The sequence below is a fragment of the Marinobacter sediminum genome (assembly GCF_023657445.1).
Classification (GTDB): domain Bacteria; phylum Pseudomonadota; class Gammaproteobacteria; order Pseudomonadales; family Oleiphilaceae; genus Marinobacter; species Marinobacter sediminum_A.
Window position 1 is genome coordinate 3,104,663 of record NZ_JAGTWY010000001.1, and the last position, 16,170, is coordinate 3,120,832.

14 protein-coding genes are annotated in these 16,170 nt (G+C 51.7%); 4 read left to right on the forward strand and 10 right to left on the reverse strand.

Annotated features, from left to right (window positions below):
* Positions 1–244 precede the first annotated feature (244 nt).
* From KFJ24_RS14675 to KFJ24_RS14700, 6 genes are read right to left on the reverse strand one after another with little or no spacing between them, the layout of a single operon-like run.
* A complete protein-coding gene (locus KFJ24_RS14675) occupies positions 245–3,649 on the reverse strand; it encodes a DEAD/DEAH box helicase family protein (protein WP_250831830.1) in 3,405 nt (1,134 codons plus the stop codon).
* Between the two features lie 5 nt (positions 3,650–3,654).
* The gene (locus KFJ24_RS14680) at positions 3,655–4,827 is read right to left on the reverse strand and encodes a restriction endonuclease subunit S (protein ID WP_250831831.1); all 1,173 of its coding nucleotides are present in this window, start codon (positions 4,825–4,827) and stop codon (positions 3,655–3,657) included.
* Entirely contained in the window at positions 4,824–6,308 is a 1,485-nt protein-coding gene (locus KFJ24_RS14685; RefSeq protein WP_250831832.1) for a type I restriction-modification system subunit M, read from the reverse strand. Before KFJ24_RS14685 ends, KFJ24_RS14680 begins: the two co-directional genes overlap by 4 nt.
* A 59-nt stretch (positions 6,309–6,367) precedes the next feature.
* A complete protein-coding gene (locus tag KFJ24_RS14690; protein ID WP_250831833.1) occupies positions 6,368–7,513 on the reverse strand; it encodes a DUF4268 domain-containing protein in 1,146 nt (381 codons plus the stop codon).
* Positions 7,500–8,273, reverse strand: coding sequence for a nucleotidyl transferase AbiEii/AbiGii toxin family protein (locus KFJ24_RS14695; protein WP_250831834.1), 774 nt, complete (start codon positions 8,271–8,273; stop codon positions 7,500–7,502). Before KFJ24_RS14695 ends, KFJ24_RS14690 begins: the two co-directional genes overlap by 14 nt.
* Positions 8,274–8,316: 43 nt before the next feature.
* The gene (locus KFJ24_RS14700) at positions 8,317–9,372 is read right to left on the reverse strand and encodes a type IV toxin-antitoxin system AbiEi family antitoxin (RefSeq protein ID WP_250831835.1); all 1,056 of its coding nucleotides are present in this window, start codon (positions 9,370–9,372) and stop codon (positions 8,317–8,319) included.
* A 610-nt stretch (positions 9,373–9,982) separates the two neighbouring features.
* On the opposite strand from KFJ24_RS14700, the gene KFJ24_RS14705 reads away from it, so the two are divergent.
* The 3 genes from KFJ24_RS14705 to KFJ24_RS14715 are packed head-to-tail and all read left to right on the forward strand — an operon-like array spanning position 9,983 to position 12,389.
* A complete protein-coding gene (locus KFJ24_RS14705; protein WP_250831836.1) occupies positions 9,983–10,909 on the forward strand; it encodes a TIGR04255 family protein in 927 nt (308 codons plus the stop codon).
* Positions 10,872–11,519, forward strand: coding sequence for a hypothetical protein (locus tag KFJ24_RS14710; protein ID WP_250831837.1), 648 nt, complete (start codon positions 10,872–10,874; stop codon positions 11,517–11,519). Before KFJ24_RS14705 ends, KFJ24_RS14710 begins: the two co-directional genes overlap by 38 nt.
* A gap of 30 nt (positions 11,520–11,549) precedes the next feature.
* A complete protein-coding gene (locus KFJ24_RS14715; RefSeq protein ID WP_250831838.1) occupies positions 11,550–12,389 on the forward strand; it encodes a hypothetical protein in 840 nt (279 codons plus the stop codon).
* A 365-nt stretch (positions 12,390–12,754) separates the two neighbouring features.
* On the opposite strand, the gene KFJ24_RS14720 is transcribed toward KFJ24_RS14715, so the two are convergent.
* The 4 genes from KFJ24_RS14720 to KFJ24_RS14735 all read right to left on the reverse strand — a co-directional run bounded on the left by KFJ24_RS14720 (position 12,755) and on the right by KFJ24_RS14735 (position 15,356).
* Positions 12,755–13,639 carry a hypothetical protein gene (locus KFJ24_RS14720; protein WP_250831839.1) on the reverse strand — a complete coding sequence of 295 codons (885 nt, stop codon included), beginning with the start codon at positions 13,637–13,639 and terminating at the stop codon, positions 12,755–12,757.
* A gap of 277 nt (positions 13,640–13,916) precedes the next feature.
* Positions 13,917–14,360 (reverse strand): 5' nucleotidase, NT5C type, encoded by a 444-nt coding sequence (locus KFJ24_RS14725; protein WP_250831840.1) that lies wholly within the window; start codon positions 14,358–14,360, stop codon positions 13,917–13,919.
* Positions 14,361–14,427: 67 nt separating this feature from the next.
* Positions 14,428–15,066, reverse strand: coding sequence for a metallophosphatase domain-containing protein (locus KFJ24_RS14730; protein ID WP_250831841.1), 639 nt, complete (start codon positions 15,064–15,066; stop codon positions 14,428–14,430).
* A 2-nt stretch (positions 15,067–15,068) separates the two neighbouring features.
* The gene (locus tag KFJ24_RS14735) at positions 15,069–15,356 is read right to left on the reverse strand and encodes a hypothetical protein (protein WP_250831842.1); all 288 of its coding nucleotides are present in this window, start codon (positions 15,354–15,356) and stop codon (positions 15,069–15,071) included.
* A gap of 274 nt (positions 15,357–15,630) precedes the next feature.
* Here KFJ24_RS14735 and KFJ24_RS14740 point away from each other — a divergent pair, with 274 nt between their 5' ends.
* Positions 15,631–16,035: an NIF family HAD-type phosphatase gene (locus KFJ24_RS14740; protein WP_250832663.1), complete on the forward strand. Its 405-nt coding sequence runs from the start codon at positions 15,631–15,633 to the stop codon at positions 16,033–16,035.
* Positions 16,036–16,170 lie beyond the last annotated feature (135 nt).

Sequence of the window (16,170 nt, forward strand, 5' to 3'; positions counted from 1 at the left end):
CAAAAAATACTCGTCCGCCATCTGGAGATTTATAGAAAAATACAAGGGCGCCACACACTGGGCAAGAAGCATTGGGAAGCGTGAAGCTCTCTTTCGACAGATCCAGTGGCGGCACCCACTGATTATAGTCCGAGCCAAATTGGCGCTTACCAGCATGGCCCTTACCGCCCCATCCACATTGACATTCAGGTGGATGGTTCCATGCATTACACATGTTTGCGCTCCTGAAAATTCCCGGACAGTCCTAACCCGCCGCCGCGTCGCCAGAGACTGGCTTCGTCCGATCCAGCGCATCAAAGATTCCGTCAATCACCCGATCTTTCCCGGCGAACAGTTCTTCTGGCCCCCCAGCATGAATTGACGAAAAAGGCGGTTCGTAGAGTGCGGAGGGCTCTATCACTCCCCGCGATGCGAGCTGTTCAATGAGGGTTTCAACGAAACGGATTTGGGGCGCCGTCAGACTGGTATCCGAAATATATTTCCCAAATGCCTCCTTCGCCGCTGCCTCATCCATGCCTACGAGGCTGCGGACGAAATAAGGGAGCGAGGGCGCGCCTGAACGCTCCAGCAATCCAGACAACAATGACTTGCCATCATCCTCACCCAGATCGATGAGCATCTGTTCAAGGGCTTCTAAGTCCTGCTCAGTCAGCGGGCGATTTTTCCGCAGGCGCTGAATCACGATGTTGTCAAGGTGGCTACGAAGATAATCCTTCACCTTTTTTTCGAACTGAACGCTGGTCATCTTGGGGATATCCACGACCGGGTCGTCTCGTACGCCGATGATTTCGTCCTGAAAATCCGTGTAGACGATCTTGCGTTCTTTCTTGTCGAGGAACGCGGTGAGGCCCCGCAGACGAAGGCGAAGATCCTCCAGTGTCGGAACGTCCATGCCCTCCCAAAACTCGGGACTTTGCACCGCCTGAATGAAATCGAGCTGGTTCTTCACTGCTGGAATGCCCGTTTTCTCTTCCAGCTTCATCGCGATTTCAATCACCTTGTTGCGGTTGCTTTCAAACGTCGACGCGTCTGAATTCAGCAGTGCGGTCTGCATGCGCAACACAGTGAGATCGAACATTCTCGAACGGATGTCATCGCTATCCAGCTCTGATGGTAGTCCCGCAACGTCGTTTGCCAGAACCATCTGATCCTCATCGCTCAGTTCGGACCAGGCATCTGCATCCTTAAAACGCTCAACAACCTGCTGCTTCATGCGAACAATGAAGTTTTCCGTGTTCATGGCGCTCACTTCACCGTGCAAATCCTGAATGAGGTGCCCGGTGACGGCCTGTTCAGGATCAAACTCTTCAGCCTCCTGAAGCTGCTTCAGCAACTGAACACGGGCGCGGAAGAGTCGAATTCCTAATGAGGGAGTGTTGCCCGCTTCGATGCCCTGAGGGTTCTCCCGGAAGAAGTCGAAGTTGTAGCAAAAATCGAATATCCGAAAGTCCTGCTTGTCTTGGTCGGGCCCATAAAGGTCCGGGCATAGGCGTGTGCCTCGCCCGATCATTTGCCAGAATTTGATCTTGGAGTACACGGGTTTGAAGAACACCAGATTCACCACTTCGGGCACGTCGATGCCGGTGTCCAGCATGTCGACGGAAATGGCAATGTGAGGTGGCTTGTCCTTCTGCGAGAAGTCGTCAATCAGGCTCTGGGCATACTTGCCTTTGTGGGAGATCACCCGCGCGAACTGGCCCGCATGCTTTGGGTAATGGTGATTGAAGCGCTTTTCGATAAATTCTGCGTGTTCCTGGTTACGTGCAAAGATGATCGTTTTACCGAGGCGGTCACCACCTTCTACCCGATGGCCATGCTCCATCAGGTGCTGCAACCCTTTATCGACAGTGTCCTTGTTGAACAACCAGTTGTTGAGCGCAGACGCATTGACCCGCTCGGGGATGTCGGACCCGTCTTCAGCGTCGCCCCACTCCAACTCTTCCCACTGAGCTTTTTCTTCATCACTCAATGAGTCGTAATCGATGCCCTCTCTGGGGAACCGAAGATCAACCTGTTGAACCCGAGGTGGCACCAGAAAGCCATCGCTGACCGCCTTGTCCAGCTCATAGGCGTCAGTCGGCACGCCCTGCTCCAGATCGAACAGGTCATAGGTGTTTTTATCCACCTGTTCGCGCGGCGTAGCGGTAAGGCCGAACAGCATAGAATCAAAATACTGGAAGATCGCTTTATAGCGCTGGTAGACCGAGCGATGGGCTTCATCAATCACAATCAGGTCGAAATGACCGACCCCAAACCTCGCCTCGTCCGTATCGCTACCGCGATTGGCATCAATCAGCCCCATCATCGTGGGATAGGTGCACACGTACACCCGGCCTTCCGTGTCCTTCTCGGTAACTAGGTTCACTGGGCTGGATTCCGGCAGATGCGCTTTGAATGCATTCACCGCCTGATTCACCAGCGACACCCGGTCAGCCAGAAACAGAACCCGTTTGACCCAGTTGGCACGCTGTAATACATCTGCCAGCGCGATAGCCGTTCGGGTCTTGCCGGTACCGGTCGCCATTACCAGAAGCGCCTTCCGCTGGGCGTTTTTGAGTTGCTCGAAAATGCTGCCGATGGCCCGTTTCTGGTAATAGCGCTCGACAATATCGGTATTGATAGCCGCCACATCCAGCGGCTTGCGACTCTCGCGGCGACGAATCAGCCGGGTGAGTTCGTCTTTTTTGTAGAAACCTGCCACCTCGCGAGGAGGATAGACCTTGTCATCCCATAGCCAAGTGTCGTACCCGTTGGTGTAGAAAATCAGCGGGCGTTGGCCATGCATCTGCTCCAGGCAATCCGCATAGAGCTTGGCCTGCTGCTGGCCCGCGGTGGCATCCACCGTGGTCTTCTTAGCTTCCACCACCGCCAGCGGCTTGCCGTCATCATCCCAGAGCACATAGTCCACATAACCAATGCCCTTGTTGTTGGGCATACCGGTGACTTCGTATTCCCGGTCGCGTTTCTGTTCAAGCGGCCAGCCGGCGCGGTGCAGCTCCAGGTCAATCAGGTAACGGCGGGTGTCGGCTTCCGAGTAATCGTGGGTATCCGGCTCCTGCTCCCGCATTTCGCGCAGTTCCGCCAACTCTTCTCGAAGTGCCTGAAGCTCTTCATCCAACGCATCCCGCTCTTTCTGTTGCTTAAGCGCAGCTTCATGATGGGCAGCGAGCTTTTCTTCCAGCGCTTTCAGTTCTGTGCGGGGAACGACCTGAGATTTGTCCAGTGGCCGCGGCACACGGTCATCGCGCCAGGCAGCGCCTTCGCGGGGTGCCGACGGCGTGTAAGTTCGCACCAGCCAATAGCAGACATGATGCAGTTCTTTCACCACCTGCATGGCGTGCTGGGTTTCGATGGGCTTGGTCTGGTGGACGGCGATGTTTCCCACCTTCTGTATTACCCGCGCCTTTTGAAACACTGCCTCCGGCAGCAGGTTCATAAAGGTGGGCTCATGCAGCAGCGCGCCGAGCTTATTGTCATAAGGCATGCGAAGGCTGGCATCATGGCGATAAAGCCAGTGCACAGCCGCTTCCAGCGCAAAACGGGCATGGAAACAGGCGGCGCGGGGATCACCCAGAATATGGCCTTCCGCCAGCGTGGCAGCCTGACTCAGTTCGTTGAAGTCCTTGGGCAGGAAAGCGAAATTGGTCATGCTGACTAGGCTTCTCCCACGAAGGCTCGACTTTGAAGAGACAGAAACAGGGAATTCAGCTCCCCCAAATGATCTAGATAACGCTGCCTTTCCCGGAGAATTCGCTTTGCAACGCCAACAAACCTAGTCTGTAGCTCCAATGGAGGCAGGTACATGTCAATTTTGACCATCCTCTTCAGTCCGAGATCTCGGTTTGCAATTCCGTGAGTGTATTTTTGAGATTGCTGGTAGCAATATTCTGTATTCAGCATAGCCTCTAACCACATTGGGTGTACCAGGTTGGTTAACGGCCGAAGTAACGCAACATGAACCCATATCGCAAAAGGCTCAGGAGTTGTGACAGTGGCGGCGACCCCTGTTGTCCCGCCTTTCGTGTAGAGAATGTCGCCTTCTTGGGGCCTGCATTTTTTCCATTGACGCTGGGCTTCTTCCTGAGAGACGTGTTTGAGGTCTTCCCAGATTATTTTACCGGGTCTAACGTGTCGCGCTGAAAGGAATGGAATCCCTTCTTCCGAATACTCCGGGCTGACATGAGGGCCGTCTTTTGCGAACTCAACTACATCTCCTAAGACACACCTGTCCCACTGGGACTCGCAACTTGCCGGATCGCCAAACATATCCAGAAAGGTGGATTGCAGGAGCGATTCGAGTTGGGCGAGGGACTCGCGGCGCTTGGCCCGCAGAGCATCCGCCGCATCCAGAATTTCAGCAATGCGCTTTTGTTCTTCCAGGGGAGGAACTGGAATGGGTGATCCCTTAACTTTCTTGTCAGAAACCGCAGGGTAATTGGCGCCCGAGGCCACATCGACCATCCTTTGGATGAAGGCTGGAGACTTCACCCAATGGAAGAGGTAATTCGTATCCAGACTATCTGGATTAGGCCTCAATACACAGAACCCCGTAGATGCAGTTGCTCCGGTATGACGGCCCTCAACTTTAGCAACACCATTCAAATTAGGACGGACCGTCGATACTAGAACATCCCCTTCTTTTACAATTTGCCTAGCCCGGCTGGGCGCTTCTGAGCATGGGATAACCTCAGTCGCGGAAATAACCTTTGCATCCTTGTCCACTGAGGAAAGATCAATGTACTCAAAGTCATCCTGGCCCTTGTAAGCTGGATTCCAAGTTTCACATTTGCTGACGAGATCGCCTATTGCCTTAAGCATTGAACTCATCTCAGCAGCGCCTCTAACTCTTTACGGCCTTCAGATATTTCCTCTTCTAACTTCGCCAACCGCTCCAGAATCACCCCCGGCGGATCATATTCCACCGACTCGTACTCCACTTCCGTGTAGCGGTTGATCGACAGGTCATAGTCGTTGCCAGCAATTTCTTCGCGGGGCACCAGAAAACTTTGCTCGGTGCGCTTGCGCCCCTCTTCGTTTGCTCGGTTTTGCCAGCGGGCCAGCAGATCAGGCAGGTCAGTTTTATCTGCCTGCGGGGTGCGCTTGTCATCCAGGGAGAAGCCGTCCGCCTGCATGTTGTAGAACCAGACGTTGTCCGTGCCTCCGGAATTGGTTTTGGTGAAAAAAAGGATGGCGGTAGAGACGCCTGCATAAGGTTTGAATACTCCAGACGGCATGGCCACAACGGCATCCAACTTATGCTCCTCCACCAGCATTTTCCGAATGCTTTTATGGGCCTTGGAAGAACCGAACAGCACCCCGTCCGGCACGATGACCGCTGCGCGGCCGCCGGTTTTCAACAGGCGTAGGAACAAAGCGATAAACAGCAGTTCGGTCTTTTTCGTCTTTACCGTTTGCAGTAAATCTTTCGCGGTGGACTCGTAATCGAGGCTGCCGGCAAAGGGCGGATTCGCAAGTATCAACGAGTACTTTTCTTCATCCGCGTCATCCGCCTGGGCCAGAGAATCCTTGTAGTTGATATCCGGGTTCTCCACGCCGTGCAGCAGCATGTTCATGCTGCCGATTCGCAGCATGGTGGTGTCGAAGTCGTAGCCGTGGAAGGTGGATTCGTTGAACCGGTGGCGGGCATCCTCATCCTTGTAGATGGCTTCGCTGTGGTGCTGCTGGATGTATTCGGAGGCGGCCACCAGAAAACCCGCCGTGCCGCAGGCCGGGTCGCAGATCACGTCCTTGGGTGTGGGTGCCGTCATATCCACCATCAGTTTGATGATGTGGCGCGGGGTGCGGAACTGGCCGTTCTGACCTGCGCTGGCGATTTTGCCCAGCATATATTCGTAAAGGTCGCCCTTGGTGTCGGCGTCGGACATGTCGATGCTGTCGAGCTGGTCCACCACGTTCGCCAGCAGCTGAGGTTTCGGCATGAGGAACAGCGCGTCTTTCATGTGGTGGGTGTAGGTGCTACCACCCTCGCCATCGTCTTCACCTTTGTTACCCAGGGTTTTGATAAACGGGAAGACCTCGTCCTTTACCGTATTGAACATGCTCTCCGGCGCGGCGTCTTTGAAGCGGGACCAGCGCAGGTGGTCCTGATCGCTGGCGAAGACCGGCTCTTCAATTGCCTGGCCAAGGCGCTGGGCCTTGCGCTCCTTAAGCGTGTGCAACTCGTCCAGGCGCTTGATGAACAGCAGATAGGTGAGCTGTTCCACCACGGAAATGGGGTTTGAAATGCCGCCGGACCACATAGTGTCCCAGATTTTGTCGATTTTGGATTTTAGTTCGCCGGTGATCATGACTGCGTTGGTTCTCTTTGGATGTGAAAATACTGGGGTATCAGTGCCGGTGCTTGAATTCAGCCAGCTCTCGTTTTTAAGGCAGCGCCAGCGTCTTTAAGCGGTTTTCTCAATGTTTTCTCAAATCGGACGATGTGCTCCACCAGCCAATCAATCATGGCAGGCCAGTTGTCCTCATCGTAACCGTCCACTGCTTTCGCGTATTGAATTCGGCAGGCTTTTCGCTCGGGCAGATCCGCCCAGATAAGCGGCTGACCAAATTCAGCCTCGATATCTGCTTTACGCTCTTTCATGAACTCGAACATGAACGTATTTTCGTCGGCGTCTGCACGCTGGAAGGTCAGTTCCACCCGGATTTCTTTCTTGGCAAAGATCAAAACGTAGCTCACTGAGGAGATACCGGTTGACGCAGATAGCCAGTGGTCCTTTCCGGGGTTGATGTTGTCGTACAGGGAGCATTCGCTGTGTTTTATTTTTTCTAGCGCTTGCTCCCAAAACCTTAACCTCAGCCGCTGGCTGTTTCTGAGTTCATCCGATACGGACTTTTCCTCAGCTTCCTTCACCGCCATGCCCACCATAAAGTCGCGGGATTCGGGCGTCGGAATAATCTGTTCGACGTTCAGGAAAAGATCGTCTCCAGAGGCGTAAGGCGTCACTTTGAAGCACTGGCAGGCGATTTCGAACTGGCTGAGCCATAACACCACATTGGTGACTTCTTTGCGGAATTTAGCCGCCACAAAGATCAGGCGTTGGGAACGGGTGCGGTTGATGCTGGCTTCTTTGAGATCCTCCACGCCAAGAAATTCAGAAAGTTTTTCTTCCGCGTTCAGCGGTTCTGAGTCGCTGGGCCTGAAATTCTGGTTGAGATACCGCTGATAGATATCAATGACCTGGGCACGGCTCAGATTCGCGCAGTAGCTGGCGTACTTCAGCGCCTGCCAGACCACATCCCGACCGGAGTCATCCAGCTTATTTTCGATAATGACCAAGTTGCCGTCCTTGTCGAGAGCGAGTAGATCAAGGCGTTCAAGGGTATCGTCGAAACCGTCGAATTCTTTCTGGATGATCAGAAGCTCTTCGCCGAAGGCTTCGGGAGCGTTTTCGAGCCATTCCTGCAAGTGATTTCGCTCGGAGATTTTGAGTTCTGAGAAGCGTTTTACCGCCAGTGGTGTTATGCGGTTGGCTTCTGAGTCAATTCTGTACATTCGTTACCTCTGAGCCAAAAAGTCCACCAATAAACGCTGACACGATTTCTTCGGTGGCATCGCCGCACGCGTTGCCCGAATCCCTTGTCAGGTTGGCAATCAGATCCTTATTGAGCAAGCGTCGCAGGACTTTCATCGTTGATTCACTGGCAATCTGTTCTGTTTCCTTTCCAAGCAACTGAGCGCCCGCAAGTCTCGTATCCCAGCCGTGGGCCTCAAGAATGCTTTCATGCTGTTCGAAAAGCCGATCCATCTGGCCAGGAATATTTTCATAGTTGGATGCCAGATAAGCGATATCGGCCGCGTCTTTGCGTCTTGTTTGCGCATCTCTCTCTGACCAGGCGACCAGTTTCAGAAGGGCCAACCCCTGGGGGCTGGCGACAGGCAATTCCAGCTCTGGCTCTGCTGCTATCGTCAACCAGTCGGCGTTATCCAGTGCATCCTGGAAACCGACCACGCTCATCTGCACATCCCCAGAAGGCGGCCATTGAATAACTGAATCATCACTTTCAACAGCTCCAAAAGGAAGAATGTCGATCGGTGCGCCGTTCGGGCCGTGCAAACGATGAGGGAGATCGGTTTTGGTATAACCTTGGCGAATCAGACTGTCGCGGATGCGTTCAAAATCAGTCCAATCCGGGACCTGAACGGCGAGATCGATATCCATTGTTGCCCGTTGAATGGGTGCTCCATAGGCGTGATGCATTACCAGATCACGGGCGGAGGCGCCGACAATGATGAAAGGCACATCCTGATCCACGGCAACACGCTTGATGGCTCCGTAGGTGTCCAATTGAATCGGATCAATATTCTTGGATTCGATTTTTAATCTGGGCATAAAGCCGCTCCGCTGCTTCCAGGTTACGAGGGTCGCCGGTCATCAGGAGGTCAGCATAGACAAGAAAATCTGGGGCAATCCCAAGAGTTTGGTTTACGTTGAGTGAATCATCGAGCCAGAATTTCTCGTTGATCTGCAATGTCTCGGACGTATTGGGTGAGTTGTCCGGGCTTTTACGAAGCCTATACTCCATTACCAAGTTTTTCAGTTTTTCTCGGGGCAGATAAATAGTCCCCTGAGCAGGCGACAGATAGTTGCCCAGTCGAGAGACGGCAACTTCCCCGCCCCAACACCCACCCAGAAGCTCCGGCCGGATGTTCTTCCACGGCATCGCAGATGTTGCCTGAAATAGCCCCATGTCCAACTCGGGTAGCAGTTTTTCCGGGTAAGACTCGGCCCAGCGATCAAGCAGTCCCATAGGGTTCTCAAGTGACCTTACGCCCTTCTTTCCATGTTCTCGGACATAGCCCTTGTCTTTCAGGTCATTCAGAACCCAGCCAATGGCACCAAGGGAAACACCGCTAACTTCTGCCATTCTTCGGTAGGTTTCACCGACCAGATGAGTGTCCGTTAGAAAACTGAAAATCAGCTTTAAACCAGATGAATTGAAGGCTCGGGAGGTTTTCCTTGGTGATGCATGGACCGGCGTTTTGCGATTACCTTTTACAAAGACGAAGAATGTCTTTTCGTTCAGATAGGCATTGCCGGCGGCGTCAATGAACTGTGCGCCGGCTTCTCGAAGACGGTCTGCCATATTCGGGTTTACGTAATCAGCGACCAGCAATGCGGGCGGCGGCATTCGTCGTAGCTGAGCGACAATAGTGCCTATATTCGCCTGCTGCGCCCAGCGCTTCAGCTCAACGCTGTACTGGATACCCGTATCGCCCAGTTCAAGAATGAAGCCATCAGAGTAAGGCATCACTTCACTCTCGACAGTAGGGTGTAACTCTAAACCTGTTTCTTGATGGAACGCGCGGATTGCCTGGCTTAGAAATTCGCGCTCGTTGATTGGTGGTTTCATAGCCTCTCCAAACATTATGTTCACAAAATAGCACTGTTCATTAATAATGAACAAGCCTTTTTAATGAACAAGAGCTCAGGAGCGCTGTTGTCTGCCCTCCGGAGGAAAGGCCATAGGTTCAAATTCTTTCCGGCAGGCCATATTCTTGGAGGCTTACATGAGAACGCAGGCCTTTTTTGTTGACCTGTGTCCAAGTTGTGTCCACGGTTTTAAAGTCTGAACTTTTAGCGCGCTCAGTTTGGCCTTTGCATTTCATCAACTTGCATGCCCGCTGCTCAGCAGTTCTTAGACTCGCATGTCGTGCCGAACCACGATTCGTGGCTGGTTAATTCGACAGACCTCCGCCTTGCAATGAACGCGGTCGTGGATGTCCTCTATCATCAATCAAACTTTCGGAAATTATCTGATTATTTTTTCGATCAGACAGGCAAAACTAACTGATCCTCCGCAGCTGTTGTCCCTCTTTTTTGAGCCATTAAGGACCTGTAACCCTTTTTCTGTTAGCAGTTACAGCAATATCCGCTATGATGCTTGGAGAGTGTCAAATAATCTGTAAAATGAACGTCCCAAAATGTTGTGACAAGCACTGCATTAAATTGAGGGGAGGGTTGTGAAAAAAATTCTTAAGAAAGCCCCGCTGGTGCATACCGTCATACATCTGGAGATTTCACGCTGCCCAGCGCTTAAACTCAGCGACCCCCAGATAGAAGACGCCATACAGAGTCGTATGATCGACCTCGGCTTCCAAGACTATATTAGGAGCGAGCATCGAGTACTGGAGATTAGCGCCCAGTTTAATCCAGGCAATCAGACCGCCTCCCCCAAGGAATTGATTACTCCACGGCGTGTATTTCGATCAGCTTCGCAAAGGGAACTCGTGGAAGTCTCAGAGAACGCTATAATTCTCAAGACAGCAAACTACAGCACCTTCGAAGAGCTAAAAGATGAGTATTTTGATATACTTACTGCTTTTCTCGAAGTCGTCGATCAAACGAAGAAAGTACTTATTAAGAGAATTGGGCTACGCTACGTCGATGTAATCGCGCCAGCACCCGGGTCAAAACTTTCTGACTACATTCAAGAAGGGATGCTGCCCGCCAGATTAGGTATGCTCCCAGGCGCCCGAAAACTGCAAGGCTTGATGATGTCCCGCTCCCAAACCGCACTCGGTAGCGAAATGACTGTAGGGTTCGAAGAAATTCCGCCTCAAGAAGGCCAAGTTAGAAAGGTTCTGCCCAATAACCTGCTGGAACCGGACAACAATTGCACACTCAAAATTGCAGGTCAGACTTGGTGGGCGCATATGGATGCCGACACTTACGGCATTTTGGACATTGACCACGTGCACTTTTTCCAAGATAACCCTGCAATGAGCTTGGAACTTGTCAAAGAGAAGCTAAGCTCACTCTACAACGCCACCAGCAATGTATTTTGGAGTTCCATTACGGCTACTGCAAAACGTGAATGGGGCGAAACTCAGATTGAAGAGGATAAGAAAAATGACATGGTCGTCAGGACAACCTCAACCAATCAATAGGTCATACGAAACATACTCAAACGCATGTACAGCATTGAACCAAATTGAAACCCAAGATCAGAATCGCTTTTTAGAACTTGAGCAGCTTGGTTTTTTCGGAACAGGTGCCCGCGTCGGACGCCACGTTATATTTCCGCATTCGGGTGCTCGTATTATTCAGTCCAACGAGTCAAATGAACCAGCGAAAGAGACTAAAGCTGAAAGTTCAGTTGGGATTACTGACGTAATTGCCGATCTAAAACTAAGCCTAGGGTTACCCACCAAAGACATTGCTGCGATTCTCCAGGTATCGCGACAGACCCTTTACGCTTACCAAAAGAGCGCAGAAGCTCAGAATACGATGAACAAAAGCACTAAAGAGCGCTCCATGGAGGTGTATGCCCTCATCAAGTCTGTAAATCAAATACTCCCCAAGAGCCCAGGCCCGTTAGCTAAAAATGTATTGGGGCCAAATGGTAAATCCCTGTTTGATTTGCTATCCAGCAGCACACTTGATGGAAGAGCGATTGAAAATATGGCAAGGGAGTTAGCAGACAGAATGACAAAGTCGGAGGCTAAGAACAGTCACCTTTACTCTCAGACTTTGAACGAACTCACCTCCTCGACCTAAAGCCCTATGCCCTCAAATGGTCAAAAACTTTTGCACGACTTGGGACTTCGCCAAGGGTGCTATTTTCCTGCTTCTACGATTGACGAGGAGTCGCGAAAGTACTGGATCACCAGTAGACCTGATGAAAAACGTCGTGAGTGGAAAAAAAACAATCGGATCACGGACAAAGACATACTGGTAGTGATTTCTCAGGACTGTGATATCGCCTGCGGTAATGATAATACTGATCCCCTGGTTGAACTCGCAGTTTGCACGCCAATTAAGGCGCCTCACTCTGGCAGCACATTCGCGTACAGTGCACGGAAAATTCACTTTGAGATCGAGGAAGGTTGTTGGTTTGAGGCCAAAGTAAGCAACCTTGTTCACGTTGCCAAGGACGTCCTATGGGAAATCATTTCTCAAGCGGATATTAGGGAGCTACCTGATCTTACGAAGAGAACCCTGCCCCACTGGAGGGCCTTAAGGTATCGCAGGACAGCCCTACCAGATGCCTTCAATGCCATATTCAATGACCTCTCAGGCGAGTTCACACAGCAGCTAGATCAAATTGGTCAGAATTTTGTGAGAGCGGTATACGTCAGGCTTAATTCCTACCATGAAGAAACCTCTTACGAATTTGAACTGTTTGCGCTGCTAGAAGCTGATACGCCCAATGAAAAAGTGGCAGCTGCCATAGACGTTGTTGAAGGGTTTATATATCAACTCGAAGATGCTGGAATTGGCAGTGCGATCGATAACGGCGACGTTCTCTTTGCAGCTAGGGCGGACCAAATAACCGTCCAACACCTATTGAGTTTCGTTCGAATTAACTTTGACAACATCTCACTGGAAAGTGGTGATGATGATGTTGAAGTAGAGACTGGCGCTTAATTTGGCATTATTGGCCCAACTGTCCCCACGCAATGCCCCAGACCCATTAGTCCTCTGGCACACAGGCTTGGGTAGTCGTCGGGTTCTACCCCGTTACTGCGGGCTCCTCTAAAAAGACTCTGGACTTACCCCGAGTGCATTGGCCACTAGTAGTCTTTGATCATCAAACGCACCTTTTCTAATCATAGATTTCTGTACGTGATTTTGAACACACAACAATAGCAATCTGATGGGTTTTCCGAGAACTGTCCAAGCGTCCAATAAACGACCGCTTGTTTACAGTCTATCTGAATGAAGGGTAAAAACGTTCGTGCCAAAAAGGACAAAGGCTCGGAGTCGAAACTGCCAAGCCTTTGCAGGATTCATCAAATGCTTGCTACTTCTCGCGTTTTGAAGGAAAAAGCATTCTGCTGGGTATTCCAGCCACACAGGAGATATCGACAGGATGCCGAATGGGGGTAGACCTGAATGGACTCTTCCAAACGCTCGAAGGTCGACTCAACCTCGCCTTCAGTTTTCACCTGGAAGACCATCAGCTTGTGGTTTGCGTGGGCCTGAAGGAGCTTGTTGAAGTCGTAACGGATGCCTCCGAGACTGCTGTCTGACATTTCGATCTCCACCGCCAGTGGCATGCAGGTCAGGTTACGGTTGGCATCCAGGCGCCGCCAGACCAGGTCATAAAGCCACTCCCCACGGCTGCCAGCTGGTAATACCTGAAAGCCGAGACGCTGTCCTTCGGCAGCAAGTACCGATTTTATCGCGTGGTTCTTGTCGGGGCTCCGCCAGATCTCCTTTTTCCATCGAGCAGTATCACCATCGTTCTTCTCGGCGGATCGGGCCTTCTTCCATTCGATAGTTGCGTGCTGAATGAGATCCAGCTGTTCGATCAGCCACGGAATTAGGTTCCAGTCAGCCCGACGCGCGTCAGCAGCATCGCGGGAAGCTCCTTCAGGTAACCACTCCAGTGCCGTCTTGCTGCTACTCAGCCGGAGAATGCCGTCATGTGCGCACCCTACGCCTTGCTTCGATCGTCCGATCATCATGTCGTCCAGTAGGCCAATCAATGCGTCACGCAGTCCGCTGCTCTTGAACTCGGCATAGTCCGCTTCGTCGAAGAACGGAGTGGCAACATCGAGGCGCCCCTCGTCATCTATGGCACCAAAGACTAACTCACCACGCAGCGCACGATGCTGATCGTACTTCGACACCAGCATTTCCAATTGGTGCTGTTCATCTTCAGTCGCGTTCATTCTCTACCTCTTTACCTAGTTTTATGTCATTCATGTCTTACTGAAATGTCGGCTAACAACGTACCGGTGGTAGCGGCAATGTCTCAACTGTTTGAGGCGCTGCTGCCATCAGAAGCGTACCTGAATATCGATTTGTTCTGAGCTCACCCCAAAGTGAAGTGCCAGCCCTTGCTTGGCCTGCCCCACGGTGAGCGCATTTGCAGGAGTTTCGTCAGTCCCTGTCTTAGCGTCGCCACTACCCTTCGCGGTGAATCTTGGTTTAAGGCTCCAACCAGCCCTAGATTCCAAGTCGGGTGCAAACATGCTTCCAATTTGGGTAAGCGCAACTACCGAATTGGATGAGCTCCCCCTCGAAAAGATCTTGGCCTTTGCCCTCATGGTTGTCGTCGATTAAGAGGTCTCCCTTAAGAAGCCCCTTGTGTGCGCATAGAATGAGCTTTTCGCAAAAGTCGAATCCGAAATAAAGCTCAATCCATTCTCGCTTCTCGGCATAACTGAGAGGATTTCTCGTGCTGGGGGCAGAAAGGATGTAGGGATCGTATTCATCCGAATCGACCAAGCGCTTTACCGCTTCGATCGCACCTTCAATTGGTTGGAGATTGGCGAAGAATCGATATTGGGACTGCGGGTACCGAACAGTTGGATTCATCTTTAGGGCTTTTGAAAACGCGCCTTTAAAGTCGCACAGGGTGTCATCCATATCGATAAACACAATCTTCATCTCTGCTCCCGTTCAATCTGTGTTGTTATCATGAAACTCCACTCCCCTTGCAGCGGCGCCATAACTCTCAGAGATCGATGATGATTGGCGGATTAACTGGACGGTAGCGAGCGTCACAAGTGCTCGCGTTCGCAAACTTAATGCCGTCGCTTTCGCGAATCGCGAATCCATAACTTTCGTGGATATGGCCGCAGATGTGAGCCCTTAGATGCGGCAGCTCCTCAATCTTCTTAAAAAGCGGATAGCAGCCAACGTGTTCACCGATATCCGGAATCCAGTCGAAAATCCCCAAGGCTGGTCCGTGCGTCACAAGTACGTCGGTATCCTCCGGGACAAGCTTCAGTCGCCCCCACCTCTCTCCCTCTTCCGCGTTGAAGCTCATCCACCGAAAGACCGGCTGCCAAGGAAAGCCGTAAAATTTTGATCCTCCAATCATTGCCGCTTCCCCACGGAGGTAGGTGATTCCGTTTTTCTCACACATTTCCCGGGACCAGTCGGGGTATCGAACAAAACAGTGGTCGTGATTACCAGCGATGAGAACCTTGTGCTTGTGCGGCTGAGACCCCATCCAACGTGTAAAGTCATCGAGCTGCGGCAGAGAGCCTGACCCGGTGCAGTCTCCCGCATGCACCAGGACATCCCCTTGCGGGAGGGGCAGCATTTTGTCATGCAGGCTGTGCGTATCTGATATACAAACAATTCTCACCGCTACTCCCAAGGACAGTCCGGACTACCCCACTCTGCACCCTCGGGTCCCCCGACGGCACCCTGGAGTTTTCTCTTTTTGATCCAGTCGATCGCGATCTTGTCCATGTCTTCAGATGGGATTTCAACAACAAGCACATCCCAGGATTTGCCTTGGAACGTCTCTCTTTCGAATCGATACTCCCGCGGATGATTCAGCTCTAGAAAAACTGACTCTGGTTGAGCGCTGAGCAGCTCCTGGTAATAGAGGTAATAATTCGGACCGCTGGAGATTGAAGCTTTTGTGCTCATGTCTTGGCTCTCTGGTCATCAACGCTCGCGAAAACTTTTCCTACGCTCACGACATTCCATAATTAAAATTATTTTCCCGTTCTAAATCATATATTTACGCAATCATCAGTGTATGCGAGGATTGGAAAATCCGCCAGTCTAAAGTTACAAAAAGAGTAGGCTCGTTGGCGCGAGGCCAAGCTCGGGATTTGGAACTCAACCCCACTGATCTCGAAGAACGCCATAAAACGAGGTTTCAACCATGAATGGACAAAAGCAAAAAACGCTTCTTTGCATGGATCTCGAAGGGACGCTCATTAGCAACGCCGTCTCCCAAATTCCCAGGCCTGGTCTCCATACTTTTCTCGAGAACGTGTCGGAGGCCTGTAATCTGATGCTGTACACATCCGTCAGCTCAGAGCGAGTACAGACGATTCGGAACCTGTTGGTCGAAGAGGGAATGGTGCCAATCTGGTTCCTTGACCTACCTGTCATCCATCCCAGCGGTACGATAAAAGACAAGGCCCGCTGCGGCCGAACTGACGCACTGTTGCTGGATGATCAGGCTGCGGTTGTTGCTCCTGATGAGGAGTCTTGGTGGATTCCGATTGCAGAATTTCTGCCGGCTTACTCAGACCATGATCGCGAGCTCGTTAATGCTCTCGCTACCATCAAGTCCCGACTGAATGAGTCGGATTGAAAACGTAACTTGGTCGGAGGCAGGCCCCCAGAAAGTGGCCGGTCGGTGACCTCGCTCAAGCGAAAATTCAGGTCGACCAACAAGCATCCACGAAGTTGTTTGAAGGTAAGCCCTTTCACAATAAGCGCTCCAACA

Excerpts from the sequence above, each read along its gene's own strand:
- KFJ24_RS14675 (WP_250831830.1), bottom strand. The coding sequence starts at position 3,649 with ATGACCAATTTCGCTTTCCTGCCCAAGGACTTCAACGAACTGAGTCAG.
- KFJ24_RS14680 (WP_250831831.1), bottom strand. The coding sequence starts at position 4,827 with ATGAGTTCAATGCTTAAGGCAATAGGCGATCTCGTCAGCAAATGTGAA.
- KFJ24_RS14685 (WP_250831832.1), bottom strand. The coding sequence starts at position 6,308 with ATGATCACCGGCGAACTAAAATCCAAAATCGACAAAATCTGGGACACT.
- KFJ24_RS14690 (WP_250831833.1), bottom strand. The coding sequence starts at position 7,513 with ATGTACAGAATTGACTCAGAAGCCAACCGCATAACACCACTGGCGGTA.
- KFJ24_RS14700 (WP_250831835.1), bottom strand. The coding sequence starts at position 9,372 with ATGAAACCACCAATCAACGAGCGCGAATTTCTAAGCCAGGCAATCCGC.
- KFJ24_RS14710 (WP_250831837.1), top strand. The coding sequence starts at position 10,872 with ATGACATGGTCGTCAGGACAACCTCAACCAATCAATAGGTCATACGAA.
- KFJ24_RS14720 (WP_250831839.1), bottom strand. The coding sequence starts at position 13,639 with ATGAACGCGACTGAAGATGAACAGCACCAATTGGAAATGCTGGTGTCG.
- KFJ24_RS14725 (WP_250831840.1), bottom strand. The coding sequence starts at position 14,360 with ATGAAGATTGTGTTTATCGATATGGATGACACCCTGTGCGACTTTAAA.
- KFJ24_RS14735 (WP_250831842.1), bottom strand. The coding sequence starts at position 15,356 with ATGAGCACAAAAGCTTCAATCTCCAGCGGTCCGAATTATTACCTCTAT.
- KFJ24_RS14740 (WP_250832663.1), top strand. The coding sequence starts at position 15,631 with ATGGATCTCGAAGGGACGCTCATTAGCAACGCCGTCTCCCAAATTCCC.